22 protein-coding genes and 1 pseudogene are annotated in these 24,856 nt (G+C 71.5%); 8 read left to right on the top strand and 15 right to left on the bottom strand.

Annotation, left to right across the window (positions count from 1 at the left end; genetic code table 11):
- Window positions 1-831: an SDR family NAD(P)-dependent oxidoreductase gene (locus ACIA5D_RS30615; protein WP_396033782.1), complete on the top strand. Its 831-nt coding sequence runs from the start codon at window positions 1-3 to the stop codon at window positions 829-831.
- Here the strand turns inward: ACIA5D_RS30615 and ACIA5D_RS30610 are convergent.
- Together ACIA5D_RS30610 and ACIA5D_RS30605 are read right to left on the bottom strand one after the other, a co-directional pair.
- On the bottom strand, window positions 828-1,922 hold the full coding sequence (locus ACIA5D_RS30610) for a hypothetical protein (protein ID WP_396033781.1): 1,095 nt from the start codon (window positions 1,920-1,922) through the stop codon (window positions 828-830). The two genes, ACIA5D_RS30615 and ACIA5D_RS30610, sit on opposite strands and share 4 nt — an antisense overlap.
- 39 nt (window positions 1,923-1,961) lie before the next feature.
- Entirely contained in the window at window positions 1,962-4,019 is a 2,058-nt protein-coding gene (locus tag ACIA5D_RS30605) for an alkaline phosphatase family protein (protein WP_396033780.1), read from the bottom strand.
- A 165-nt stretch (window positions 4,020-4,184) separates the two neighbouring features.
- On the opposite strand from ACIA5D_RS30605, the pseudogene ACIA5D_RS30600 reads away from it, so the two are divergent.
- A pseudogene (locus ACIA5D_RS30600) lies at window positions 4,185-5,318 on the top strand (glycoside hydrolase family 18 protein); the annotation flags it as partial.
- A 4-nt stretch (window positions 5,319-5,322) separates the two neighbouring features.
- Here the strand turns inward: ACIA5D_RS30600 and ACIA5D_RS30595 are convergent.
- The 3 genes from ACIA5D_RS30595 to ACIA5D_RS30585 form a co-directional block, all read right to left on the bottom strand.
- Window positions 5,323-6,054, bottom strand: a complete 732-nt coding sequence (locus ACIA5D_RS30595; protein ID WP_396033779.1) for a LamG-like jellyroll fold domain-containing protein — start codon at window positions 6,052-6,054, stop codon at window positions 5,323-5,325.
- Window positions 6,055-6,156: 102 nt separating this feature from the next.
- Window positions 6,157-7,656, bottom strand: coding sequence for an MFS transporter (locus tag ACIA5D_RS30590; protein ID WP_396033778.1), 1,500 nt, complete (start codon window positions 7,654-7,656; stop codon window positions 6,157-6,159).
- Between the two features lie 144 nt (window positions 7,657-7,800).
- Window positions 7,801-9,087: an NAD(P)/FAD-dependent oxidoreductase gene (locus tag ACIA5D_RS30585; protein ID WP_396033777.1), complete on the bottom strand. Its 1,287-nt coding sequence runs from the start codon at window positions 9,085-9,087 to the stop codon at window positions 7,801-7,803.
- A 291-nt stretch (window positions 9,088-9,378) separates the two neighbouring features.
- On the opposite strand from ACIA5D_RS30585, the gene ACIA5D_RS30580 reads away from it, so the two are divergent.
- Together ACIA5D_RS30580 and ACIA5D_RS30575 are read left to right on the top strand one after the other, a co-directional pair.
- Window positions 9,379-9,894 carry a SigE family RNA polymerase sigma factor gene (locus ACIA5D_RS30580; RefSeq protein WP_396033814.1) on the top strand — a complete coding sequence of 172 codons (516 nt, stop codon included), beginning with the start codon at window positions 9,379-9,381 and terminating at the stop codon, window positions 9,892-9,894.
- The gene (locus tag ACIA5D_RS30575) at window positions 9,891-11,075 is read left to right on the top strand and encodes a hypothetical protein (RefSeq protein ID WP_396033776.1); all 1,185 of its coding nucleotides are present in this window, start codon (window positions 9,891-9,893) and stop codon (window positions 11,073-11,075) included. Before ACIA5D_RS30580 ends, ACIA5D_RS30575 begins: the two co-directional genes overlap by 4 nt.
- Here the strand turns inward: ACIA5D_RS30575 and ACIA5D_RS30570 are convergent.
- From ACIA5D_RS30570 to ACIA5D_RS30545, 6 genes are all read right to left on the bottom strand, one after another.
- On the bottom strand, window positions 11,072-11,734 hold the full coding sequence (locus ACIA5D_RS30570) for a tetratricopeptide repeat protein (RefSeq protein ID WP_396033775.1): 663 nt from the start codon (window positions 11,732-11,734) through the stop codon (window positions 11,072-11,074). The two genes, ACIA5D_RS30575 and ACIA5D_RS30570, sit on opposite strands and share 4 nt — an antisense overlap.
- Before the next feature lie 28 nt (window positions 11,735-11,762).
- Window positions 11,763-13,022 (bottom strand): tetratricopeptide repeat protein, encoded by a 1,260-nt coding sequence (locus ACIA5D_RS30565; RefSeq protein ID WP_396033774.1) that lies wholly within the window; start codon window positions 13,020-13,022, stop codon window positions 11,763-11,765.
- Complete coding sequence (locus tag ACIA5D_RS30560) at window positions 13,019-14,011, bottom strand: cyclase family protein (protein ID WP_396033773.1); 993 nt, start codon at window positions 14,009-14,011, stop codon at window positions 13,019-13,021. The genes ACIA5D_RS30565 and ACIA5D_RS30560 overlap by 4 nt, the downstream gene beginning before the upstream one ends.
- Window positions 14,012-14,020: 9 nt before the next feature.
- Window positions 14,021-14,608, bottom strand: coding sequence for a TMEM165/GDT1 family protein (locus tag ACIA5D_RS30555; RefSeq protein ID WP_396033772.1), 588 nt, complete (start codon window positions 14,606-14,608; stop codon window positions 14,021-14,023).
- A 236-nt stretch (window positions 14,609-14,844) separates the two neighbouring features.
- On the bottom strand, window positions 14,845-16,431 hold the full coding sequence (locus ACIA5D_RS30550) for an alpha/beta fold hydrolase (protein WP_396033771.1): 1,587 nt from the start codon (window positions 16,429-16,431) through the stop codon (window positions 14,845-14,847).
- Between the two features lie 99 nt (window positions 16,432-16,530).
- Complete coding sequence (locus tag ACIA5D_RS30545; RefSeq protein ID WP_396033770.1) at window positions 16,531-17,742, bottom strand: MFS transporter; 1,212 nt, start codon at window positions 17,740-17,742, stop codon at window positions 16,531-16,533.
- A gap of 83 nt (window positions 17,743-17,825) precedes the next feature.
- Here ACIA5D_RS30545 and ACIA5D_RS30540 point away from each other — a divergent pair, with 83 nt between their 5' ends.
- Window positions 17,826-18,410, top strand: a complete 585-nt coding sequence (locus ACIA5D_RS30540) for a TetR/AcrR family transcriptional regulator (protein ID WP_396033769.1) — start codon at window positions 17,826-17,828, stop codon at window positions 18,408-18,410.
- A 22-nt stretch (window positions 18,411-18,432) separates the two neighbouring features.
- Here ACIA5D_RS30540 and ACIA5D_RS30535 read toward each other — a convergent pair whose 3' ends face one another.
- Both ACIA5D_RS30535 and ACIA5D_RS30530 read right to left on the bottom strand, forming a co-directional pair.
- Entirely contained in the window at window positions 18,433-20,265 is a 1,833-nt protein-coding gene (locus ACIA5D_RS30535) for an MFS transporter (protein ID WP_396033768.1), read from the bottom strand.
- 27 nt (window positions 20,266-20,292) lie between these two features.
- Window positions 20,293-20,745 carry a MarR family winged helix-turn-helix transcriptional regulator gene (locus tag ACIA5D_RS30530; RefSeq protein WP_396033767.1) on the bottom strand — a complete coding sequence of 151 codons (453 nt, stop codon included), beginning with the start codon at window positions 20,743-20,745 and terminating at the stop codon, window positions 20,293-20,295.
- 127 nt (window positions 20,746-20,872) lie between these two features.
- Here ACIA5D_RS30530 and ACIA5D_RS30525 point away from each other — a divergent pair, with 127 nt between their 5' ends.
- Genes ACIA5D_RS30525 through ACIA5D_RS30515 form a run of 3 tightly spaced genes read left to right on the top strand, consistent with a single transcriptional unit; the run spans window position 20,873 to window position 24,119 of the window.
- Window positions 20,873-21,763 (top strand): DUF4240 domain-containing protein, encoded by an 891-nt coding sequence (locus ACIA5D_RS30525; protein WP_396033766.1) that lies wholly within the window; start codon window positions 20,873-20,875, stop codon window positions 21,761-21,763.
- A gap of 59 nt (window positions 21,764-21,822) precedes the next feature.
- Entirely contained in the window at window positions 21,823-23,004 is a 1,182-nt protein-coding gene (locus ACIA5D_RS30520) for an acyltransferase family protein (RefSeq protein WP_396033765.1), read from the top strand.
- The gene (locus ACIA5D_RS30515; protein ID WP_396033764.1) at window positions 23,001-24,119 is read left to right on the top strand and encodes an acyltransferase family protein; all 1,119 of its coding nucleotides are present in this window, start codon (window positions 23,001-23,003) and stop codon (window positions 24,117-24,119) included. The genes ACIA5D_RS30520 and ACIA5D_RS30515 overlap by 4 nt, the downstream gene beginning before the upstream one ends.
- On the opposite strand, the gene ACIA5D_RS30510 is transcribed toward ACIA5D_RS30515, so the two are convergent.
- Entirely contained in the window at window positions 24,113-24,403 is a 291-nt protein-coding gene (locus tag ACIA5D_RS30510) for a hypothetical protein (protein ID WP_396033763.1), read from the bottom strand. The two genes, ACIA5D_RS30515 and ACIA5D_RS30510, sit on opposite strands and share 7 nt — an antisense overlap.
- On the bottom strand, window positions 24,391-24,840 hold the full coding sequence (locus ACIA5D_RS30505; RefSeq protein ID WP_396033762.1) for a hypothetical protein: 450 nt from the start codon (window positions 24,838-24,840) through the stop codon (window positions 24,391-24,393). The genes ACIA5D_RS30510 and ACIA5D_RS30505 overlap by 13 nt, the downstream gene beginning before the upstream one ends.
- Between the last annotated feature and the right edge of the window lie 16 nt (window positions 24,841-24,856).

The raw sequence follows: 24,856 nt of genomic DNA, 5'->3' as shown, positions 1-24,856 counted from the left end.
ATGCAGCGCTTCGCGTTCGCCGGGCGCACCTGCCTGATCACCGGCGCGGCCAGCGGGATAGGCGCCGCGCTCGCCCTCGACCTGGCCAAACGGCGGGCGGTGCTGGCGCTGCTCGACCGGGACGCCGAAGGCCTCGAGCGGGTGGCGGCCCTCGCGCGCGAGGTCGGGGCCGGCTCGGTCACGACGTATGTCGTCGATCTGAGCGACGGCGGCGACCGGCTGGACCTCGCCGCCGAGATCGCGTCCCGCCACGGCGGGGTCGATCTTCTGATCAACAACGCCGGCGTCTCGCTGACCGGCACGTTCGAGCAGAACCGGATGGCCGACTTCGACTGGCTGCTCGAGATCAACCTGCACGCGGTGATCCGGATGACCAAGGCCTTCCTGCCGCAGCTGCTGGCCCGGCCCGGCACCCACCTCGTGAACATCTCCAGCCTCTTCGGGCTGATCGGGCCGCCCGGCCAGGTCGCCTACGCGACCAGCAAGTTCGGCGTGCGCGGGTTCACCGAGGCGCTGCGCCACGAGCTGGAGCCGCAGGGCGTGGGCGTGACCGTGGTGCACCCGGGCGGCATCAAGACGAACATCGCGGCGAGCGCCCGGATCAGCGGGGCTGACCCGGACGGCGAGCAGGCCGCGCAGGTCCGCAAGTTCGCCGAGAAGGCGCTGACCATGCCGCCCGAGGAGGCGGCCCGGCAGATCGTGGCGGCCATCCAGTCGCGCCGGCCCCGGTTGGTGATCACGCGGGAGGCGAAGGCGGCGGACTGGCTGGTGCGGATCACCCCGACCCGGTGGTGGCAGCTCACCCAGCGCCTCGCCAAGCGAGTCTCTTAGAAGATCACCAGCCGCCGCCGGTCCTGGCCGTTGATCATTGTGAAGTCGCCGCCGGCCGCGAGGGTCCCGGTCGCCCGGTTCACGCTCAGCACGCGTACGCCGATGACGCCGTTGCCCTGCGGCGCCCAGGTCGCCAGAGCACCGGTCGCGGTGACCGCCGCCAGCTTGTAGCGCGGCTCCGAACCGTCGACGCATGCGCCGTGCACGCCGTTCTTGCTGGTCAGGCAGGCGCTGTCGAAATGGCCGCCGACGTAGGTCACGCCCTTGTCGACCGCGATCGCGGCCGCGTCGCCGTCGAAGACCCGCTGCCATCGCAGGGCGCCGGTCATCGCGTACGCGATCGCACGCCCACCCACGCCCGCGGTCGCCACGTAGATCCCGCTGACGTCCAGCGCGATCGCCCGCACCTCGGCCGGAACCCTCGGCCGGAAGCCGGCGTCGACCTCGCCGGTCGTGCCGTGCACGGCCGCCAGCCGCAGCGTGCCCTTCCGGTCGTCGACGAAGTGGAAGCCGCCGCCCAGATAAATGCGGTTGCCGAGGGCGGCGAGCGCGTGCACGGCGTCGTCGGCCGACGGTCGCCACTCGGCGTCGAGCTTGCCGGTGTCGAGGGCGAACGCGGCCAGGTTGGACCGTGCCTTGCCGTCCACGTCGGTGAAGCTGCCGCCGAGGTAGAGGCGACCGTTGCCGCTGGTCAGGGCGTAGGCCGTGCCGGTGAGCGTGTGCCGGAACGGGAGCACTGCGCTGGCCACCGGACTGAGCCGGGCCAGCGAGTCGCGGGTGTGGCCGCCCACCGCGTGGAAGTCGCCGGCGGCGTAGACGCTGTCGCCCGCGGCCGCCAGGGCCCGCACGGTGCCGTCGGCCTCGGGGGCCCAGCTCAGCAGGGCGCCGGAGCGGGCGTCGAAGGCGGCCAGGCGCAGCCTCGGGTAGGTACGGCCGTGGTAGGTGGCGCTGGTGAAGGCGCCACCCAGGTAGACGACCGGGCCGATGTGGGCGATGGCGTAGACGCCGCCGTTGAAGGTGGGACCGGTGTCCAGTGCCCGGCCACCGACAGCCGTCGCCTGGGCCGGCAGGCCGAACAGGAGGATGGCCACGGCTACGGCGCAAGCGGTCAGGAATCTGGGCACAAATCCTTAACCGTCACGCACGCGGGAAAGTCTCGGCGCGAGCTCTTCTTGCTCCACGGCCACGTTCTCGAGGACCGCCTGGGTGTCGGCGGCGATCGACGGGGCACGCAGGCCCAGCATGTCCAGCCATTCGACGAGCTGGAAATGCACCGCGTCGGGGCCGTCCAGCTCGGGGCGGGCGATCGGCCATCGCGCCGGGTGCACCAGCACGGCGTCGGTCTGCCAGCCGCCGAGGCCGCCGTGCGAGCCGACCAGCTCCTCGAAGGCCGCCACCTCCTCGGTCACCGGGTCCACGCAGCTGATCAGCACGATGTCGCCGATGTGCGCCGACTCCTGGTGACGCAGCAGGTCGGCGCGCGCGTGCGGGCCGTACGGAAGAAGGGGGTCGACGCCCTCGACGGTGTCGTCGCGCAGCCGGTGCAGGCCCGAGGTCCCGTACGCGACCGGGCCGTTCTCCTCGCGGACCACCACCAGGCCGATGCCCGGGTGGGCGGCCAGCCCCGGGACCAGCCGCGGATACGCCCGGTCGATCTCGGCGCGGCAGAGACGATGCGGGAACCGGGTGAGGTACAGCAGGCAGAGGTTGCCGGACGAGACGACCAGCAGAGGAGGCTCCGGTGTCTCCGGGTCGCCCGCTTCTTCCCCGGACAGCCGCTCGACCACATCGTTCAGGGTCTCGCCGTAGCGCTGCCGGAACGTCGCGCCCTGGCTCTGCCCATGATCCGAGAGCACGACGATGTGATACCGCCGGGCCGCCTCGGGCGCCAGCCGCTCGAGCACTCCCAGCATCCGGTCGAGGCTCTCGAGCTGCCGCATCGATTCCGGGCGGGCCGGGCCGGCGTGATGCGCCACCTCGTCGTAGTCGACCAGGTCGCAGTAGATCGACGGCGCGCCCCGGGCCATCTGCTCGGCGATCAGCGAGATGTTCACGTCGCGCAGCAGCATCGAGGCCGGCCGCAGCGCCAGGAACGCGCCCGAGCGGCTGACCCGGGGCAGCAGGTTGCGCCGCCGCTGCAGGCGGGCCTGGTGCAGCTCGGTGAAGACATCGCCGACGCCGAGCACGATGGCGCGGGTGAACCCGTACGGCGATGCCATGAACGCCGCCCACCCGCGGGCCGACCGGCCCGGCAACGCCGCGTGGCTGACCGTCAGCAGGTTGACCGCCGCGTCCCCGCCGAACACGTTGCCGATGCTCACCCCGCCGTCGCGCAGCAGCCCCCGACCGTTGCTGAGCCGCGGCTCGATCGACGCCGCGTCGCGCGGCCGGCTGGAGACCATCAGCTTGCCGGTCTCCTTCTCGTACCAGCGGAAGCCCGGGATCTGCCGGGTCGCGCCGTGCAGGATGCCGGCCTGCGAGGCGGGTGTCGTCGACGGCAGCCCGGTATGCCAGCCGCGCATGGTGTGACTGCCGGAGCGCAGCCACTGCCCGAGGTTCGGCAGGTTCCCGGCGCGCACCGCCCAGCGCAGCACCGGCTCGGAGAGCCCGTCGAACTGGACCATCAGCAGGCCCGGCTCGTTGCCCGGCCGGGGCCGGCGCAGGGTCAGGAAGGGGCCGCCGGCCTGCCGCGCCTGGCGCCGGCGCACCCCGCGCATGAGGCGCTTGGCCTCCTTCACGAACGTGTCGTCGGTGCCGCTGTCCAGCATCCAGTCGATGATCGCGGCGAAGACCACGGCCACGATCGCGGCCAGGACCAGCGACGGCAGGCCGCTGATCCGGTTGGCCGGATCGATCTCGAGCGCCACCACGATCACCGCGATCTGGGCGACGACGCCGAGCAGCATGGCGCCCCACCCGCCGAGCGCGACGATGCCGACCAGCAGCAGCGGCCGCAGCACCGCGCCCACCGCCGCGACCAGCAGCACCAGGCCGAGCGTGTCGACGATGTCGGCGCTCGCGACGCCGGGCATCAGCCACAGCGTCGCGGTGAGCACGACGAATGTGACCAGCGCGCTGCGCAGCACGGCCCGCGTCCGGTTGAGGATCCGTCGCCAGCTCAGCAGCGCGCGCAGGTCGGCGCCGCGGGTGGTCGGCGCGGGCGAGGGCTCATGCGGGCTTACGGCCACGGGGCAACAATCGCACAGCTTGCCGGTGCCATGGCCCGGCGTGCCGGGAATCACCCCGCCACCCGTTCGGGGGATCGACCGGGTCACGGCGCTTCCGGGGCGGATACCTTCGGCCCGGTGCGCCGCCTGCTGATCGCCTTCTCGAGCGTGTTCCTTTTCGCGTGCTCGCCGCCGCCCGCCATCGAAGAGACGCCCAAGATCGTCGGCTATTTCACCGATTGGGGGGTCTACGGCCGCGACTTCCAGGTGAAAGACCTCGACACCGACGGGGCCGCCGGCAAACTCACCCATCTCGTGTACGCCTTCGGCAAGGTCACCGGCGGCCGGTGCTCCGCCGCCGACGCGTGGGCCGACTACGAGAAGCCGATGCCGGCCGCGGACAGTGTGGACGGCGTCCCCGACGAGCCGACCGGCCCGCTGCGCGGCAACTTCGGCCAGTTGCGCAAGCTCAAGGCCAAGCACCCCGGGCTCAAGGTGATCTGGTCGTTCGGCGGCTGGACCGGCTCGGACGGCTTCACCGCCGCGGCCCGCGACCCGGGCGCGTTCGCCGCCTCCTGCCGTGCGCTGGTCGACAACGCGCGCTGGGCGGGCGTCTTCGACGGGATCGACATCGACTGGGAGTACCCGAACGCGTGCGGCCTGACCTGCGACGCCGGCGGCCCGGACGCGCTGACCCGGGTGCTGGCCGCGCTGCGCTCCGCGCTCGGCCCCACCGCCCTGATCAGTGCCGCCGTCCCGGCCGACCTGGGCAAGCTCGACAAGGCCGACTACCTGGGCGCCTCCCGTCAGGCCGACTGGCTGAGCGCGATGACCTACGACTACTTCGGCACCGACGACCAGCGCCGTACCGAGCCGCACTCGCCGCTTTCGGCGTACCCCGGCATTCCCCGCGCGACGGCGACGACGTCGGCGACCATCGACAAGCTGCTCGCGCTGGGCATCCCGGCCGGGAAGGTGCTGCTCGGCATCGGTTTCTACGGCCGCGGCTGGATCGGCGTCTCCGGAGCCGGCCCGGGCAGCGCCGCCTCCGGTCCGGCCGCCGGCCGCTTCGAGAAGGGTCTCGAGGACTACGAGGTGCTCGCGGCGCGCTGCCCACCGACCGGGCTCGCCGGCGGCGCCGCCATCGCCCGCTGCGGCGATCAGTGGTGGTCCTACGACACACCTCAGACAATCACCACCAAGATGGTGTACGCCCGGAGCAAAGCGCTCGGTGGCGCGTTCGCGTGGGAGCTCTCCGGCGACACCGCCAGGTCCGACCTGCTCGGGGCGGTCGCGGGCGGGCTCGCAGGGCCGTCCTGAACGCTCAGCCGATCTCGACCCAGACGTTGTCGAGGGCGCCGTTGAACTGGTCGTTGTCGGCGAAGGCGCCCTTGCCGCCGATGCTCAGCGGACGCTCGTTGGTGACCGACAGCTTGGCGGGGACGGCGGTGCTACCCCGCTGCGCCCCGTCCACCAGCACGGTCAGCGTCGTACCGGAGCGGCGGCAGGCCAGCGCGTGCCACCGGCCGTCCACGACGCTGACCGTGCTCGTGATCATGCGGATGGCCGGCTTCTTGTCGTCGACCAGCACGCAGCTGGGCCGGCCGGCCGCGCCGTCGATCTGCAGCTTCCACTGGCTGCTCGTGGTCGAGTAGCCCTTCTGCACGATGTTCTGCCCCTTGCTGGTCTGCCCCGGCAGCAGCAGCACGTCCGCGCCGTACGCGACGTCGCGGGTTCCCGGGTTGAGGTCGGCCGAGGTCGGGGTCTGCAGCGCGACGTGCGGGCAGACCGGGGTGGCGCAGCGGGCCGGAAAGGCGAGGGCCATGCCCTGACCGTGCACGACGGACCGGACCTCCCCGCCGTGCCCGGAAATCACGCTCAGCGTGTGGCCGCGGCCCGACGCGTCCACGATCGCCCGCCCGTTGAACGTGTACCGGGCCATCATGACGCCGGGATTCGAGGTGGCGGCCGGCCCGGACGCCGCCGCGGGGACGGCGGCGAGAGCCGGCCCCGGGACAGCGGCGGCGAGCAGCACGGCGAACCAACGAGATCGCATGTCCGAATTATGACTTGTGTGGGGAATGCCGGAGACGACAACCGCCCCGCGAACCGGCCGATCATGCCTGCCTGAACGAACTAACCCGGGACGGTTGCCCCCTCAGCCGACGTGGGCGACCGTGCCCTCGGCCGGAAGGTCCTCCTTGCGGACCTTGATCATCACCCCGGCCACCACGGCGGCGACGAGGATCATCACGGCCGCCCAGGTGAACGCGGCCGAGTACCCGTCCACCTGCGCCAGCAGTCCCACCTTCTGCCCCTCCTGCGGGCTCGTCGCCGACGGCAGGTGCGTGGTCGCGTACGCCGTGATGGCGCCCGTCGCGATCGTGTTCAGCAGCGCCGTGCCGAGGGAGCCGCCGACCTGCTGGGTGGCGTTCAGCGCCGCGCTCGCCGCGCCCGCGTCGTGTTCGGGCACGCCGATCAGCGCCAGGCTTGACAGCGGCACGAACGTGAAGCCGAGGCCGAGGCCGAGCACGAGCTGGGCCGGCATCAGATGCGTCCAGAACGACGTGTCCAGGCCGATGAAGGTCAGCGAGTACATGGCCCCGGCGCCCAGGATCGGGCCGAGGATCATCATCGGCTTGGCGCCGACCTTCGGCAGCAGGTTGCTGGCCACGACGGCCGAGATCAGCACGCCCACCGTGACCGGCAGCGAGGCGAATCCCGCCTCGAGCGGCGTGTAGCCCAGCACGTTCTGCAGGTAGAGGATGAGGAACAGGAACGCGCCGAACAGGCCGGCGCCGACCAGGGCCGAGGTGATGTACGCGCCGCCGCGGTTACGGTCGGCCACGATGCGCAGCGGCAACAGCGGGTTGCGGGCGCGGGCCTGGAGAAGGACGAAGACCACCAGGAGCACGACCCCGGCGCCGATGAAGGCCAGCGTCGTCGCCGAGTCCCAGCCCTCGTCCGGCTTGGCCGCCTCGGTGAAGCCGTACACCAGCGAGGCCAGGCCGAGGGTGACGACGATCGCGCCCGGGATGTCGTAGGTGGTGTTGCCGTGCGCCCGGCTCTCCGGCACCAGCGGAATGGCCAGGGCCAGCGCGACCAGGGCCACCGGGATGTTCACCAGCAGGCACCAGCGCCAGTTTGCGTACTCGGTGAGCACGCCCCCGAGCAGCAGGCCGACCGCCGAGCCGCCGCCGGCGATCGCGCCGTAGACGGCGAACGCCTTGGCCCGCTCCTTGGCCTCGGTGAACAGCACGGTGAGCAGGGCCAGCGAGGCCGGGGCGAGCAGCGCGCCGAACGCGCCCTGCAGGGCCCGCGCCGCGAACAGCATCTCGCCGCTGTTGGCCAGGCCGCCGAGCGCGGACGCCGCCGCGAAGCCGACCGCGCCGACCAGGAACGTGCGCTTGCGTCCCCAGTAGTCGGCGATCCGGCCGCCGAGCAGCAGCAGGCCACCGAAGGCCAGCGTGTACGCCGTGACGACCCACTGCCGGTCCGCGTCCGTGATGTCCAGCGCCTTCTGCGCGCTGGGCAGCGCGATGTTCACGATGGTCGCGTCGAGCACGACCATCAGCTGGGCTATCGCGATGACGCCGAGCGCCACCCACCGGCGTGGGTGTGGCGCATTTGTTTCGACCGGGTGTTCTGCATTTGACATTTCTGCGGCAGCGGTCATCCCATTGCCCTTCCCGGAGTCTCCCTTAAAGGGCGATCGTATGTATCCGGGAATAGAAAAATGCCACTCGAGCAGGGAAGTGAGACGCTACTAACGCTCTCAGTCCGGTCACCGCAAAAATGTGTTCTACGTCTCCGGAGAATCGCTGTCGAGCGGCACGGCCTTGCCTCTGACCAGTCCTAGTTGGACGCCGTGCCGACCGAGAACGGAATCCAGAAGCCAGTCGCCGGCCACCCGCACGCGGTTGCCCGGCATCGACAGCAGGTGGTAACCGCGGGTGACCACCTTCGCCGGGAACCCCTTGATCGGGATGCCGAGCGGGTTGGCCGCCGAGTCGAGCCCGCCGAGGTCGACCACGAAGCCGAGATCATGATGCTTGTACGCCCGGCGCCGGCCGCGCCCGTACGAGGCCGCGATGTTGAGCGCCGCCGTGACGCCGTGCCGGACGGCGTGCTGCGCGGTCATGCCGGTGATCTCGCCCGGCATGGTCAGGTCGGGCACGGCCGCGGCGTCGCCGATCGCGTAGACGTCCGGGTAGCCCGGGACGGTCAGGTATTCGTCGACCACGAGCCGCCCGTCGCGGGTGGGCATGCCGACGTGGTCGACCAGCGGGTCGGGCCGCACGCCGACGCACCAGATCAGCGACTTCGTCGGCACGTACTCCCCGGTGGACAGACGCACCCCGTCCTGCGTTGCCTCCTGCACGCTGGTCTCGGTCAGGATCTCGACGCCGCGTTCGCGCAGCACCTGGTCGGAGGCGTCGGCGAGCCGCCGGTCGAGCGACGGCAGCACCCGGCCGGCGGTGTCGATCAGCAGCCAGCGCGGCCGGCCGTGCAGCTCGGGCCACGGCTTGACCAGGTCGTCGGTGTAGAGCACGCCCTGCGCCGCCACCTCGGTGCCGGTGTAGCCCGCGCCGACCACGACGAACGTGCAGCGCGCCCGCCGCTCGGCGTCGTCGGCCGCGTTGGCGGCCATCTCGATCTGCCGGGTGATGTGGTCGCGCAGGTAGAGCGCCTCGGAGATGCCGCGGAAGCCGTGCGCGTGCTGGGCGATGCCCGGCACCGGCAGCAACTTGTTCACGCTGCCGACCGAGATCACCAGCCGGTGGTAGCCGAGCTTGCCGGTGCCGCCCTCGGGGTCGGTGTAGCTGATCATGCGGCCGTCGAGGTCGAAGCCGTCGACCTCACCCAGCACGACGCGTACGCCCGGAAGCGTCGCCGCCAGCGAGACGGTGACCCGGCGCGGCTCGAGCAGGCCGGTGGCCACCTCGGGCAGCAACGGCAGGTAGAGGAAGTAATCGGTGGGGTTCACGATGACGATCTCGGCGCTGCCGCGGGACAGCTTGGCGAGCTTGCGGGCCGCCGCAAAGCCGGCGAACCCGGCTCCGACGATCACGATCCGGGGACGTGCCATGGCCGGTCCTCCCGTAGAAGTCGCGCGTCTCTCGACGCTAGCCCAAGAGTGCGGGCTGACCGTTCGAACTACCCCGGAAATCGGCCGAACGGCCGTCGACCGGATGTCGCGAAATTCACGTCTGAACATGTGCCGGCCGGTGCCCACACGGGGAGGCATCGAACGGCGGGGGTGCCCTTAGGTTGCTGGGGCGGTCGTCAGGGCGAAGGGGGAGGCGTGAGCGGGACGGCGGTATTTGAGCCGCATGGGTACGCTCACGTCTTCCACTACCCCTCGATCGGACACCTGGAATTGGACGCCCGAGAGGCCGATTATGCGCATTTCGTCCGCACCCGGACGCACGCATTGTTGCGCTCGGCGTACCTTTTGACCGGAGATCAGCACCTCGCCGAAGACCTCGTCCAGGAGGCGCTCGCGCGCACGCACCGGGCCTGGCTCCGCCTGGATCGGCCGGAGAACGCGGAGGCGTACGCCCGCAAGGTCATGTATCACGCCCAGGTCTCCCTCTGGCGGCGGCCGAAGGTCGCCGAAGTGCTACCCGGCGAGTTCGACGAGGAGCCGGCCGGCGACGACCCGATAGAGGCCGCGGTCCAGCGACTCGCCCTGCGCCGGGCGCTGCTCGCGCTCAGCGCCAAGCAGCGCGCCGTGATCGTGCTGCGCTTCTTCGAGGACCACACCGAGGCCGAGGCGGCCCAGATGCTCGGCGTCTCGGTGAGCACGGTCAAGACGCAGACCGCCCGCGCCCTCGACCGGCTCCGCACGCTCCTGCCCGACCTCCGCATGCTCACCTCGGAGCAGCAGCGATGAACGACCGCCTTCGCGACTCGCTGCGCGAGCTGGCCGACATCGCCCAGCCGGCCGACCTGTACGACGGCGCCGTCCGCCGCTCGCGCCGGATCGCCCGCCGGGAGGCCACGGTCGGCACCGCCGCCGCCCTCGCCGCCCTCGCGCTGCTGGCCAGCGGCCTGTGGCGGCTGCCGGCCCACGAGGCGAAAGAGCCGGCGCTGGGTCTGCGCTCCTCGGCGCCGGCCTCCCTCGCGCCGCTGCCGCGGCCCACGCCGGCCGTGCCGCGCAACACGGCCGCGCCGACCCATCAGGCCGCCAAGCCACCCACCGCCCTCGTGCGGCACAAGAACCGGCCGCAGGTCGCCGAGTCGACGGCCGCGCCGGAGTCCCGCGCGCTCGCCGACCTGCCCGGCCACGTCTTCTACCAGCAGACCGGCGCCGATCCCGACGTCGTGCGCATGTCGCCGGACGACGGCGCGGTCGACACCGTCCTGCCCAAGGCGCCCTCCGCGGTCGGCGTCTCGCCCGACGGCAACCGCATCGCGTACGCCATCGACGGCACCCTGCTCGTCGAGCCCACCGGCGGCACACCCGAGCAGGTCGCCACCGGCGTGAACACGGCCGATCAGCCGCCCGCCTGGTCGCCCGACGGTGACCGCCTGCTGGTCGCGGCCGGTGCGCCGGCGATCCTCCAGGTCGGCTCGGGCACGCTCACCCCGCTGGGCAAGCAGCTCGCGTCCGGGCAGCATTTCCGCTGGTCGGGCGATGGCACGACGCTTGTGTACGCGACTTCGTACTGCTCATTGAAGGTGGCGGCGGGCGACTCGGACGCGGCGGTCCCGGTGATCGGCGACCGGCAGCCGGTGGACAACCCGGACGGCCTGGCCGCATGCAAGCCGACCAGCGTCGACGCGACCGGGCAGCGGGTGACCGTGCCGCTGCAGACCACCGGCGAGACCGGCGCCGACAGCCCCGACACGGCCGACGCGGTGGTCGACACGGTCACCGGCGACGTGGTGTCGCTTCCGATCGCGGGCAGCGTGGTCGGCGCGTTCTTCAACCCCGACGGCAACCTGCTGGTCCGCTCGCGCAAGGGCACCCGGACGACGCTGTCGCTGTTCGCCCCCGACGGCACGCTGCTCGTGCAGGCCAAGGAGCCGTCCGAGCTACACGGCCTGAACCTCCTCGCCTACACGCGTTAGGTTTTCTTGCGGCCGAAGAGCTTGAAGCTGCGTTTCGTGGGGGTGGGCTCGCGGGCTGCCTCGCCGTTGAGGACGGCCAGGCGGTGCTGGGCCACCGGGTTCTCCGGTTCCATCCGCAGCGAGGTGAGCAACGCCTGCCGGGCCTGGTCGGTGTGGCCGAGCGCCTCCAGCGCCACGCCGTGCGTGAAGTAGTAGTGCGGCTCGTTCGGATCGAGGCCGATCGCCGTGCGCGCGGCCTGCTCGGCGTCGGCGAACTGCCGGTCGGCGGCGAGCAGCGCCCAGGCCACCCGGTCGTGCCAGAGCGGGTTCTTCGGCTCGGCTATCACCGCGCGGTAGGCCATGGTGACCGCGTCCTCGTGCTTGCCGAGCAGGCTGAGCGCACGGCTCGCGGTGGCCAGCGCCCCGGGGCTGTCGGGCGCCAGCGCGATCGCCCGGTTCGCCGCCTCGAGCGCGCCCTGGTTGTCGTCGAGCGCGAGCCGCAGCCGCGCCATCAGGTTCCAGCCGGCCACCGAGGCCGGGTCGGCGGCGAGCACCGGCTCCAGCGTCCGGGCCGCCTCGGCCGGGTCCATCCGCTCGAACGAGGCCGTGGCCCGGGCGATGCCGGTCTCGGTCGGGTTCGAGACCACCCCGGGTGCTGATTGGGCGAAGTCGGAGGACACGTGTCCATCTTCAGCGATTTGCCGGATTTCAGGAGCGGATTCCGCGGAACCTCTCGCGGCGCGCACGACGCCGGCGGACGAGCACCATCAGGCACACCACCGCCGCGAGCACCAGCACCAGCGCCGCCACCGAGAGCCACCAGGCCGAGTCGGTCGCCCCGATCTCGAGCAGGATCGCCGCGACCACGCAGCCGATCACCACCCACCAGAGCACGATGCTCACCCGGTCGAGCGAGACGTTCACCCCGGCCGCGCGGACGTGCGCATTCGAAGCCGAGACGGTCAGCAGGCGTACCGCGAACCCGCCCACCGCCGCGACGCCGAGCAGCCAGGGCAGCCATCCGGCGGGCGCGACGGTCGCGCCGAGCAGCAGGAGCAGGCAGAGTGTGGCACCGATCCCGGCGATTCGCTGACGGCCCTGGGTGAGCACGGTCATCAGGTACGCCCGCAGCGAGCGGTCCAGCCGGGTCACGAAGTAGGCGGCGAACGCGATCGGCGCCAGCGCCGCCACCCCGGCCAGCACCCGGGCCCCGCCGACCGAGAACTCGGTCATCCGCCAGCCCACGTACGCGAGGACGGCCAGCAGCACCGCCGTGTAGAGCAGGAACCGGCGCAACGCCACGTCGAGCATGAACCGGCTGGCCTGTTGCCGGGGGTCGGCCCGCAGCGCTCCGGCCAGCCCGCTCGCGCCCCGGGCCAGCCGCCCCAGCGCGAACGGGTTGCGGTGCACGACGTCCAGCGTGGCCAGCTCGTGCTGCGCGACCGCGTTGTCCGGCTCGAGCGCGAGCGCGTCGCGCAGCGCCTGCCGGGCCCGGTCGGTACGGTCGAGCTGCTTCATCACCATGGCGTATGTGATCCGGAAGTCGGCCTCGTTCGGATCGAGCTGCACCGCGAGCCGGGCCGCGTGCTCGGCCTCGACCGCGCGCCGCCCGTCGCCGAGCAGCGCCCAGGCCACCCGGTTGTGCCGGTACGCGTTCTCGGGCTCGATCTGCGCGGCTCGCTGCGCCACCTGAACCGCCTCGTCGTGCCGGTCGAGCCCGGTGTACGCCCGGCTGAGCGCGCCGAGCGCCTCGGCCGACTCGGGCGCGACCAGCACGGCCTGATGCGCGGCCCGGTATGCCGGCTCCGGCTTCTTGAGCGCGAGCTGGGCGTGGGTCATGAGCACCAGCGCGCGCACGTTGTCGGGCTCGGCCGCCAGCACCGGGCCGAGCAGCTCGGCCGCCGCCGACGCGTCGCCGCGCTGGAACTGCACGGCCGCCATCGCGACGGCCGTGCTCACATCCGTCATTGCCCGGCCGGGCCGGAAGGCCGACCGGGCGAGGTGGGGAGCCAGCCGGCCGAGCGCGTGTGGTCGTGCGGCTCGAACCAGGGGATCGACGCGAAGGCCCGCACCGGGAACGTGCCGAAGCCCTCGATCCGCGGCGGCGTGGCGGTGAACCGGGCGCCGGTCGGCGGCAGCTGCTCGAGGCCGGTGAGGTGCTCGACGATCGGGATGCCGGCGGCCAGCAGGATGCTGTGCGCGGGCCGCTCCCCCGCGCTCTCCGCCGACATGTCGTCGATGTTGACCGCGTCGATGCCGACCAGCGCCACACCCCGCTCGACCAGCAGCTTCGCCGCATCCGCGGTCAGGTACGGGTTGTTCTCCGCATATGAAGGCGTGCCCCAGTGCCGGTCGCCGCCGGTGTGCAGCAGCACCGCGTGCCCGGCCAGCGTGAGCGGCTCGAGGTCGGCCGCCTCGACCGCCCGCCGGCCGGCGCCGGCCGTGCGCACCACCGCGGCCGGCAGGTCGGCGAGCCGCCCGAGCGGCAGCCCGGCCAGGTCGGTCCCGCCCACGTAGCGGTGGCGCGGGCTGTCCAGGTAGGTGCCGGTCTGCCCGACCATGTCGATCCGGTCCATGCTGAACTCGGTGCCTTCGGCATAGCGGGTGCGGGAGTCGGCCCAGGTCAGGTGGGGGCTGATGACCGGGCCCGGCAGCCCGGGGTAGGTGGTCATGCCGTCCGCGATGACATGGCTGAGCTCGACGAGCTCGAGCCGGATCGCCGACCGCCCGGTGGGCTGAGCTTGCTCGCCGGACTGGCCCGGCTCGCCGAAGACCCGGCACGCGGTGAGCTCGACCCCTTCGACGTGGCGCAGGCCGAGCGCGGCCACCAGCAGCGCGGAGATCTCGGCCTGGGTGACGTCGGCGTGCGGCACGTCGATCTTCAGGCCCTGCGCCCGCACGCTGCCGCCGCCGGTGAGGATGACGGCGGCGTCGAGCTCCGCCCGGTACTGCAGCACGGCTGCCCCCTATCGCAGTTTGATGATCGCTTCCACGATCAGCCAGATGCCGAAGATAGCGAAGAGCGCGGCCGCGCCGTACTTGATGACCCGCTCGGGCAGATGACGGCCGAGCATCCGGCCCACCAGGATGGCCAGCGCGTCGGCGGCGACCATGCCGATGGTCGAGCCCAGCCAGGTGCCGAACCAGCCGTGCTGGGTGGCCAGCGTGATCGTCGCGAGCATCGTCTTGTCGCCGAGCTCGGCCAGGAAGAACGCCCCGCCCACGGCGAGAACGGCCGATTTCGTCGTACGCGATGCCTTGTCCTTCTCGTCGTCGGTGAGCTTGTCGCCGCGCAGAGTCCAGGCGCCGAAGACGAGGAACGCGATGCCGGCGACCAGCGAGATCCAGCCGGTGGGCAGGGTCGCACCGAGGCCGTACCCGATGCCGACCGACACGGCGTGCACGACCGCGGTGGCCACGGTGATGCCGATCAGAACCGGCACGGTCTTGAAGCGAGTGGCGAACGTCAGCGCCATGAGCTGCGATTTGTCGCCGAGCTCCGCCACGAAGATGACCACGAAGCTGATCGCCAGCGCGGCGAGGAAGCCATCCACGAAAAAACTCCCGGTAGTCGGGACCGGGAGGAAGGCGCAGGACGACCTCGACCCGGCCGTCAATGAACAACAGCCAAGTCGAAGGTCTCGCTCGCCCCGCTTTCGCAAGGCCGTGCGGCCGGACCCCGAGGGGCCAGTATGTCGACCGCGACGTTAGGAGCTACTCCCCTTCGCAGATTGAAGCTTACCCGGCGCCACCCCCCGAATAGCCCGGGAGGTGGCGCTACTCACGAGTCTTATCGGGAGATCGTCCGCTGGAGCTCGAGGCGGATCGGGGACGTGGGGGCGCGCTTGGTCTTGGCCGCGCCGTTGGCGGGGTCGGGCTGGGGAATCGGGTCGCAGCGTTTGTCGGAGCGCTCGCCCGGCAGGCGCTTGGGGAGCAAGCCTGCGGCCAGGTAGCCGGCGATCACGTTGTCGACGCAGTCGTCGCCGAAGAGCGACCCCGCGTGGGTGGTGCCGCCGACGCCCTCGACCAGCGCCGAGCGCGGGAACCGCTTGCGCACCTCGAGGCTGCCGGTGAACGGCGTGGCCGCGTCCAGCGTCTCGCTGATCAGCAGGATCGGCGCCACGGTCTCGCCGGAGACGTTGGTCGGGATGCCGGGCGCGCCCGGCCAGGTGCGGCACGGCGTGTTGTACCAAGCGTTCGCCCAGGTCTCGAACGGCGCCCGGCGGTAGACCTCCCAGTTGTCCGAGGTCCATTTCGTCCAGCTGGTCGGCCAGGCCACGTCGGTGCACTGGACGCCCAGGTAGATCGCGTACCCGTTGTCGGCGCCCTTCTCCTGCGGGTTGTTCTTCAGGTAGAGCTTCTCGAGCGGCCCGGCGTCGCGCTTGCGGACCCAGTCACTGAACGCCTGCGCGATGTCCTCCCAGCCGAAGACGTAGTAGCCGGCCTGGAGGAAGACGTCGGTGAACTCGGAGGAGCCGATCTTGCCGCCGGCCGGCTTGACGGACAGCCGGGCCCGCTCGGCGTAGTAGAGCCGCTCGACGGCGCGGGCGGTGCGCCCCAGGTGGTAGATCTTGTTGTACTTCGCCAGCCACGCGAAGTAGATCTTCATGTTCTTGTCGAACGCGATGTCCTGGTCGAGGTTGGAGTCGTACCAGACCCGGGCCGGGTTCACGACGCCGTCGAGCACCATCCGGCGCACCCGCGACGGATAGAAGGTCGCGTAGACCTGGCCCAGATAAGTGCCGTACGAGAAGCCGTAGAAGTTGATCTGCGTGGCGCCGAGCGCGAGCCGGATGCTCTCCATGTCCCGCACCGAGTCCTGCGTCTTGAGGTGGTCGAGCAGCGCGCCGCCGGCCTTCCCGCAGTCCTTGGCGTACCGCTCGGCCCGCCGCAGCCAGGTCGTCTCGATCGCGGTGGTCGTCGGCAGGTATTCCGGCCGGCGGAAGCCCGCGTAGTCGCTGTCGCAGCTCAGCATCGGCTTGCTGGCGCCGACGCCGCGCGGGTCGAAGCCGATCCAGTCGTACGCGGCGCCGGCGTCCCGGGGCACCAGCGAGCCGAGCACCGCGAGCCCCTGCCCCTTCGCGCCCGGCCCACCCGGGTTGACCAGCATGACGCCCTGGTACTTGGCGTCCGGGACGGTGTGCTTGATGCGGGAGACCGCGAGGCTGAGGGTCGGGCCGTCGGGCTTCCGGTAGTCGATCGGGACCTTGAGGAAGCCGCACTCGCCCTTGCGCGTCGCCAGCGACGGATCGGTGCACGCCCCCCACGTGATCTCCGGGCCGGCCTCACGGCGTGCCTGGTCCGCCTGGGCCTCGGTCGCCGCAACCCCGATCGCCGCCAAGGCGATCGTCGTGGCCGCCGCCAAAAATCTCTTCATCCCAGCCCTCTCGTGTCCGATTCACCCCAATATGCTGCGGCGTGGCCGGCCGCAAGAGGGCCGTCCACGCCGGGGCGTTACCAAAGAAAGCTGTTCGGCTTACCGCTTCCGAAGCCGCTGGGCGCCGAGCGCGATCGCGCCGAGAGCGGCCACGACGATGCCGTAGACCAGGGCGGTCGGGTGCAGGCCGAAGGAGGTCGCGGCGAATCCGGCGACCACGGCCGGGAGGCTGAAGGCGGTGTACGCGATCACCAGCGCGACCGCGAACAGCTCGCCCCGCTCGTGCGGCGCCGCCAGGATCGCCAGCGTGCCGAACGAGGCGAGCGCCGAGGCGCCGAAGCCGATCCCGGAGATCACCGTGCCGGCCGCGGCCACCGCGACGTTGTCCCATTCGAGCCCGGCCACACCGATCACCGAGCCGAGCGTCAGCAGCGTGGCGGCCAGGGTGAGCACGCGCGGGGTCGGAAGCTTCCGCATCGCGTACGAGGTGATCGCGCCCGTGCCGCAGAGCAGGGTCACGACGAACCCGCCCACGAGGTGGTTGGTGAGCCCGAAGACGCCGGCCGCCACCGACGGGCCGAGCGACAGGTAGAGCCCGCCGAGCGCCCAGCTGGCCACGATGATCGGCGCGAGGGCGAGGACGTCGGCCCGCAGCCGGGACGGCACCCCGAGCTTGGGCGAGAGCGAGGCGACCGCGCCGGGCCGGCGGGCCGAGGTCTCGGGGATCCGGGCCACCACGAACCCGGCCAGCGCCATGCCGACGAGCAGCAGCGCCCAGATCAGGTGGGTGGGCTCGGGCGCGAACTGCACGAGGGCGCCGCAGCCGAGCGCGCCGACGGCCAGGCCGGCAACGGGGGCGATGCCGTTGATCAGGCCGGCCCGCCCGGGAGCGTGCGGCGGGTTGAGGTCGACCAGGGCCGCGCCGAGCGTGGTGAGCGCGGCGCCGGTGGCGATGCCCTGGAGCAGGCGGGCCACGAGCAGCACGGTCACGTCGCCGGCGGTGAGGAACAGGGCGAGCGAGGTGGCCTCGAGCGCGATCGCGGCGGCCAGCACCGGGCGGCGGCCGACGTGGTCGGACAGGGCGCCGAGGGTGAGCAGCGCCCCGATCAGGCCGACCACGTAGACCGCGAAGATCACCGTGAGCGTGGTGGCCGAGAAGCCCCACAGGTGCTGGTAGACGACGTACAGCGGAGACGGGGCGGCGGAGGCGGCCGCGAAGGTGACGAAGATTGCGGCGATCGCCGCGAACGCGACCGGGCGGGAGAGCCGCCGGCCGGTGACGGCCGGTCTGGCTTCGGCAACGGTGGTCATGGGCGATTCCCTCCGAAGGCTTGCACAGACAGGTCTGTCTGCCTGAATGAGAGTAGACAGACCTGTCTGGTATCGTCAAATACATGTCCGCTGCGTCACCCACCAAGAAGGCAACCGCCCGTGAGCGTCTGCTCGCCGCGGCCGACGAGCTCTTCTACGCCGAGGGCGTGCACACCGTCGGCATCGACCGCATCATCGAGCGCGCCGGGGTCGCCAAGGCCTCCCTCTACAGCGCCTTCGGCAGCAAGGAGGAGCTGGTCCGGGCGTACCTCGAGGGCCGGCACGAGCTGCGCCGCAAGCGGCTGATGGCCGGCCTCGAGCGCTTCGACAACCCGCGCGACCGGCTGCTCGGCGTCTTCGACGTGCTCGCCGAGGTCACCGGCACGCCAGGCTTCCGGGGCTGCGCCTTCTACAACGCCAGCGCCGAGTCGGTGGCCGAGGGCGGCGCGGTCGAGCAGGTCTCCAACGCCAACCGCGCCTGGACCCGGGGGCTGTTCACCGAGCTCGCCCGGGACGCCGGTGTGGTCGACGCGCCGGGCCTGGCCGGCCAACTGATGATCATCTACGACGGCGCCTCGGTCGGCGCCCGGATGGACAAGCACCCCGGCGCCGCCGTGCTCGCCCGCGGCATAGCCGCCGGGCTGCTGGACGCCGTCATGGCGAGATAAGCGGCGGCGCTGCTGGGTAGGTCTACTTGGTGTCGATCGGCTCGGCCACGCCCGTCGCCGGCGACAGCGGCTGAGCGTCGGAGACCTCGGCCTTCACCTCGGCCTCGCGGGTGACGTACGCACCCTCGGCGGCGAGGCTCTCAGCGGCGGCATTCTCGGCGGCGACGCCCTCCGTGGCGACGCTCTCGGCGGCCACGGCCGGGGCCTTCCGGCCGCGTACCAGCGAGGCGACCGCGCCGACCACCAGCAGCCCGATGGCCATCCAGAAGACGATCACCAGGCCGTCATGGAACGGCTCGGCGATCAGCCGCGGGAAGAACTCGAGGCCGGTGAGGTTGGCCGCGTTGTCCGCCGGCAGCGCGCCCAGCACCTGCGGGCCGAGCAGCTGGCCGATCGGGTTGTAGCCGAGGAACGCCGCGAACAGCGTCCCGACCGGGGGCAGCTGGGCGATCGCGTCGGCGGTCTGGGCCGGCACGCCCTGGGCGGTGAGGCCGGTGGAGAGCGAGTGCGGCAGCGAGCCGGCGAGACCGGCCACCATCAGCGAGAAGAAGACGCCGATCGAGAGCACCTGGCCGGCGTTCTGGAAGGTGGCCCGCATGCCGGAGGCGGCGCCACGCATGTTGGCCGGGACGCTCGACATGATCAGCGACGTGTTCGGCGCCGCGAACAGGCCGCCGCCCAGGCCGTTGATGAAGATCAGGATGGCGAAGACCACGTAGTTGAAATCGCCGGGCAGTGCCAGCAGGCCGAGGAACGACGCGGCCATCACCAGCAGGCCGCCCGCCGCGAACGGGCGCGGGCCGAACTTGTCGGAGAGGTACCCGGAGAGCGGGCCGGCCGCGAGGAAGCCGATCGTCATCGGGACCAGGTAGATGCCGGCCCACAGCGGGGTGGATGCGTAGTCGTACCCGTGCAGCGGGAGCCAGATTCCCTGCAACCAGATGATCAGCATGAACTGCAGGCCGCCACGGGCCACGCTGGCCAGCAGGTTCGCGGCGTTGCCGGTGGTGAAGCCGATGTTCTTGAACAGCCCGAGCGGGAACATCGGCTCGGCGACCCGGGACTCGATGATGCCGAACGCGACCAGCACCAGCGCGCCGCCGATCAGGCCCAGCAGCACCCACGGGTTGGTCCAGCCCTGCGTGTGCCCGCCGTACGGCTGGATCCCGTACGTGATCGCGGCGAGCACGGACGTGAGGCCGACCGCGAAGGTCGCGTTGCCCCACCAGTCGATCTTCGCCTTCCGGCGCACGCCGGTGTCGTGCAGCGACCGGTACGCCCAGATGGTGCCGAGCACACCCAGCGGGATGTTCACCCAGAAGATCGAGCGCCAGTCCCACTCGGCGAGCACGCCGCCGAGGACCAGGCCGATGAACGAGCCGGCCAGCGCCGAGACGATGTTGACGCCGAGCGCCATGCCGCGCTGCTCGGCCGGGAAGGCGTCGGTGATGATCGCGGCCGAGTTGGCCATCAGCATCGCGCCGCCGACCGCCTGGAGCACCCGCCAGCCGATCAGCCAGAGCGCGCCGCCGCTCCCGTCGAACGGGTCGAGCGAAAGGATGATCGAGGTGATCGTGAAGATCGCGAAGCCCGCGTTGTAGATCTTGACTCGGCCGTACATGTCGCCGAGCCGGCCCAGCGTCACCACCAGCACCGCGGTGACCAGCATGTAGCCCATCAGCATCCAGAGCAGGTAGCTGACGTTGCCGGCGTCGAGCGGGTTGACGTCGATGCCCTTGAAGATCGCCGGGAGCGAGATCAGGACGATCGACGAGTTGATCGTGGCGAGCAGGTTGCCGAGCGTGGTGTTCGACAGCGCGACCCATTTGTAGCGCGGATGATCCACAGCTAGCACGGGATTTGTCCTTCTTCGATGTGTTCTCTAGGGGGCCGGCTGCTCGGCCAGCAGGTCACTGAGCCGGTCCAGCGCGGGGAGCGCAGCCACGATCGCGGCGTGGTCGTCGGCGGGCAGCTGCTCCAGCAGGGCGGAGAGCGCGCGGGTGCGCCCCTCGCGGCGGCGGGCCACGGCCTCCTGGCCGGCCTCGGTGATCGTGACGACGACGGCGCGGCCGTCGGCGGGGTCGGAGCCCCGGCGGGCCAGGCCCTCCTTCTCGAGGCGGGTGACCAGCTGCGTCATCGCGGGCTGACTGACGCCCTCGGGAGCGTGCAGCTCACAGAGCCGATGTGGGCCGCCGCGCTCGAGCCGGCGCAGCGTCGAGGCGGCGGTGAGGCTCAGCTGCGCCCGGGGGGTGAGCCGGCGGAGCAGCTCGTAGAAGCGCTCGAAGCCGGTGGCGATCGCCTGGTCCTCGGCCGAGATCGTCGTTGTCTGCCGCACCCGATTTTTATATCACTGGCTTATACAAGTTTTATCACCAAGTGATGCATCGCTCACTTCGCAATTCGCCCAAACGTGCCGCGCGCCCTTGCACATCCCGGCGCGCTCATGATGGCAGCATGCGGGCATGGACGAGCAGACCTTCTGGGACCTGGTCGACCGGCACGGCCCCGACCCGGCCGACGCGGACCGCCTGGCCGACGAGCTCTCCGACCACGGCGCCGCGGACATCCGGGACTTCGCCGACCACCTGGCCCGCGCGCTGCACGCGCTGGACACCCCCGCCCACTATCGCGCCGTCGCAACCTCCGGCGAGTCGTTTCTGGGCGTTCGCTGCGCGGCCGTCGCCGCCGGAGCGAACGCGTACCGGAGGGTTCTGAGCGCGCCCGCCGCGCTCGCCTCCTACGCCCACCGCCCCGGCACGCAGCTCCTCCCGGTGGCCGAACGCGCCTTCCGCACCTCCACCCGCGGAGACTGGCAGCACCAGCCCGAGGTCGGCACGACCACCGGCTCCAACTCCGCCGCGTGGAGCGGCGCCTGGCTGCACCCCCACATGGGCACGACCACCGGCGGGAGCAACGCCCCGCAGGACTACATGATCGCCCTGCGGCACGTGGCGCTGACGCTGGACGCCGACCGTGCGTGGCGCACGTGGTGGGGCCGGTCCGGCCTCGCGGCCTGCGAGCTGGGCATAGTCGCCGAGGGCAAGCTCGACCACCTGCGGCCCAGCGCCGACATCCGCCGCTGCGGCGACCGGCTGCGCGCCAACTTCACCTGCGCGCTGCCCGGCGACGGCGCCGACCTGCCGACCCGGGCCGCCGGCGAGGTGCGGGCCATGTTCGAGGTGATCCGGCAGGCCATCTCGATGCCCGGGCTGCCGCCGACCCCGCCGGTGCCCACACTGCCGCCCGACGTGCCCGCGGTTTCGGTGACCACCAAGCCGCTGCCGGAGCTGCCGGCCGAGCTCGAGCCGCAGGGCTACCTCACCCTCGCCCAGATCCAGGAGTTCTTCGGCTGACCATCTGCCCTTGAAGGCTGTTCCGCGTACGCGCGACGAGCGCTTACTATCTCTGCGCCATGGACACGCCGACCGGGGAGACCGAGCCGCAGCGCACCGGCCGGATCGTGGCCCTCGACGGCCTCCGGCTGGCCGCCGCGCTCATGGTGGCGCTGTTCCACTACGCGGGCCGGGCCGGCGGCTTCGAGGTGGTCTGGGGCGACACTCCCGCCAAGATCTTCCCGTTCCTGCACCGTCCCGCCGCGTACGGCTGGCTCGGCGTCGAGCTGTTCTTCCTGATCAGCGGCTTCGTGATCTGCATGAGCGCCTGGGACCGCGACACCATCCCGTTCTTGCGGTCGCGGGCGATCCGGCTCTTCCCCGCCTACTGGGCCGCCGTGCTGATCACCGCGACCGCGGTCTACTTCTGGCCGGTCGTCACCAGGCCGGCCGGCCTCAGCAACGTGCTGCTCAACCTCACCATGCTCCAGTTCCCCCTCGGCGTGCCCCAGGTCGACGGCGTCTACTGGACACTGTGGAACGAGGCACGGTTCTACCTGCTCTTCGCCCTCCTGGTGTGGCGCGGCCTCACCGTGGCGCGGGCCATCTGGTTCGGCTACGGCTGGCTGACGATCGGCGCGGTGGCCATGGCCGGCGGCGAGAAGTGGATGCTCGACGTGCTCCAGCCCGCGTACTCACCGCTCTTCGTGGCCGGCATGGCGTTCTTCCTGATCCACCGCTTCGGCTCGAGTCTGGCCCGATGGGGCCTGGTGGCCGCGTCGTTTCTGCTGGCGCAGCACAACATGCTCGCCCGGGTGGCCCTCGAGGAGGCGATGGACATCCACGCCCCGCTCTCCGACAAGGCCGCGATCCTCACCCTGGCCGCCTTCTTCGGCGTGCTGGCAGCGGTCGCCGTGGGCTGGACCGCCGGCATCCGGTGGCGGTGGCTGACCACCGCGGGCCTGCTGACGTACCCGTTCTACCTGATCCACGAGGCCGTCGGCTGGATCATCATCCACTACACCCACGGCCGGGCGCCGCACTGGCTGATCCTGACGGCGGTCCTGCTGCTGATGCTCGCCGCCGCCTGGCTGCTGCACCGGCTCCTGGAGCGCCCGATCGCCGCCTACCTGCGCCGCAACCTCACCCTGCGCAGGCCGGCCGCACCGGGCATCCAACGGCATGTGGCCGGTAAAAAGCCCGTCGAGGCCGAACGTCGCCACCCCATTGACGACGGTGTCCTCGTCGATCCCCGACCATGAGGCGGATCGGCGCGCTGGACGGGCTGCGGGTGGTCGCGGCGCTCATGGTCGCGCTCTACAGCTACGTGAGCCGCCCGCAGGACATCGTCGCCGTCTGGGGCGTGCCCTCCGCGACGATTTTTCCGTATCTGCACGGCTTCACGAAGTACGGCTGGCTCGGGATCGACCTGTTCTTCCTGGTCAGCGGGTTCGTGATCTGCCTGAGCTCGACCGGGAAGGACCCGGCCGCCTTCTTCCGGTCGCGGGCGATCCGGCTCTTCCCGGCCTTCTGGCCCTCGGTGCTGATCACGGCGATCGTGCTGCATCTCTGGCCGGTGGTGGTGCCGCAGGTGCGGGCCAGCGACATGCTCACCAACCTCACCCTGCTCCACCAGCCGGTGGGCGCCGCGTCGGTCGACGGCGTCTACTGGACATTGTGGACGGAAGTCAGGTTCTACCTCCTTTTCGCCCTGCTGCTCTGGCGTGGTTTCACCCAGCAAAGAGCCACGATCTTCGCGTACGCCTGGCTGATCGCCGCCGCCGTGGCCGTGTCGTCCGGCGAGCGGTGGCTGCTGATCGTGCTCCAGCCGACCTACGCCCCGCTGTTCGTCGCCGGCATCGCGTTCGCCCTCATCCACCGCTACGGCTCGAGCCTCCCGTTGTGGGGCCTGGTCGCAGCCTCGTTCCTACTGGCCCAGAACAACCTGGTCCAGCGGGCCGCCGGCGTCGCCGAGTCCGCCGTGCGCAGCCCGCTCTCCGCCCCGGTGACGATCGCCGTCGAGGCCGCCTTCTTCGCCGCGCTGGCCGTGATCGCCATCAAAGCGAAGGCGCCCGCCGTCGCAGCGGACGGGACAGGCGCCGAACGGCACTGGCTCACCACCGCCGGCCTGGTGACGTACCCCTTCTTCCTGCTGCACACCGTGCTGGGCTGGACGGTCATCCACTTCCTGCACGACCGGCTGCCGCCCTCCGTGGTGCTGGCCGGCGTGCTCACGCTCATGGCCGTGGCCGCCTGGCTCGTGCACTACGTGATCGAGCGCCCGGTGGCCGCGGCCCTGCGCGCCCGCCTGCCGAAGCCCGCGCCGGCCACCGAGAGCCAAAAGGCCATCGAGGGTCAAAAGGCCGAGCCTCAGTAGGTCAGCGACACCAGCTCGCGCAACTGGTCGACCGCGGACGGCGGCAGCTCGTGCGCCGCGGCGGCCACCACCCCACCCCGCAACACCGCATAGATCTCCTCCTGCGCCTCGGAGGGCAGGTCGGGGATCCACAGGCTGCCGAGGTTCTCGTCGACGATCGTGCGCAACCAGTCCGCGGTCTTCTCGTCGGACAGCCGGGGGATGAGATATTCGAGGGTCCAGTCGAAGAGGCCGCCCGACGACTGCCAGTCGCGGTCGGGGCGCACCATGATCAGCGCGGCCATGCGTGCCCCAGAGTGAAGGCGCGGGGCGCCAGCAGGCGGTTCGCGAGGAACAGCTCGACGGTGTCGACCTGCGGCGGGGTGAACAGCGAGACGTCGACCGGCACGATCTCGGCCTTGCGCAGGTGCAGCAGGATCTGCTCGGAGAAGCGCCGCCACTGCTGATCGAAACGACCGGCCGCGAACGGGCCGACCGCGTCGTAGGAGACGCCGTGCTCGTCGAACCAGTCGGCCCGCGACCATTTGGGAGCGCGAGTCAGGCGTACGCCCAAGGTGCGCTCGATTCGCACGGCGGTCTCCATCTCGTTCGGGCGGAATCGCCCGGTCGCCGAATCCAGTCCGAGCGCCCAGATGCGGTCGCGCTCCTCGAGGAGGGCGGCGGCAGCGGAACGCCGGAGGCCGAACAATGCGAACGGCCTTGCCAGGGTAAGGGTCGACAAATCCGGTCACCTCCCG

This window comes from Actinoplanes sp. NPDC051513 (assembly GCF_044454685.1).
Lineage (GTDB): Bacteria > Actinomycetota > Actinomycetes > Mycobacteriales > Micromonosporaceae > Actinoplanes.
This window is presented reverse-complemented; position numbering and strand designations above follow the sequence as displayed.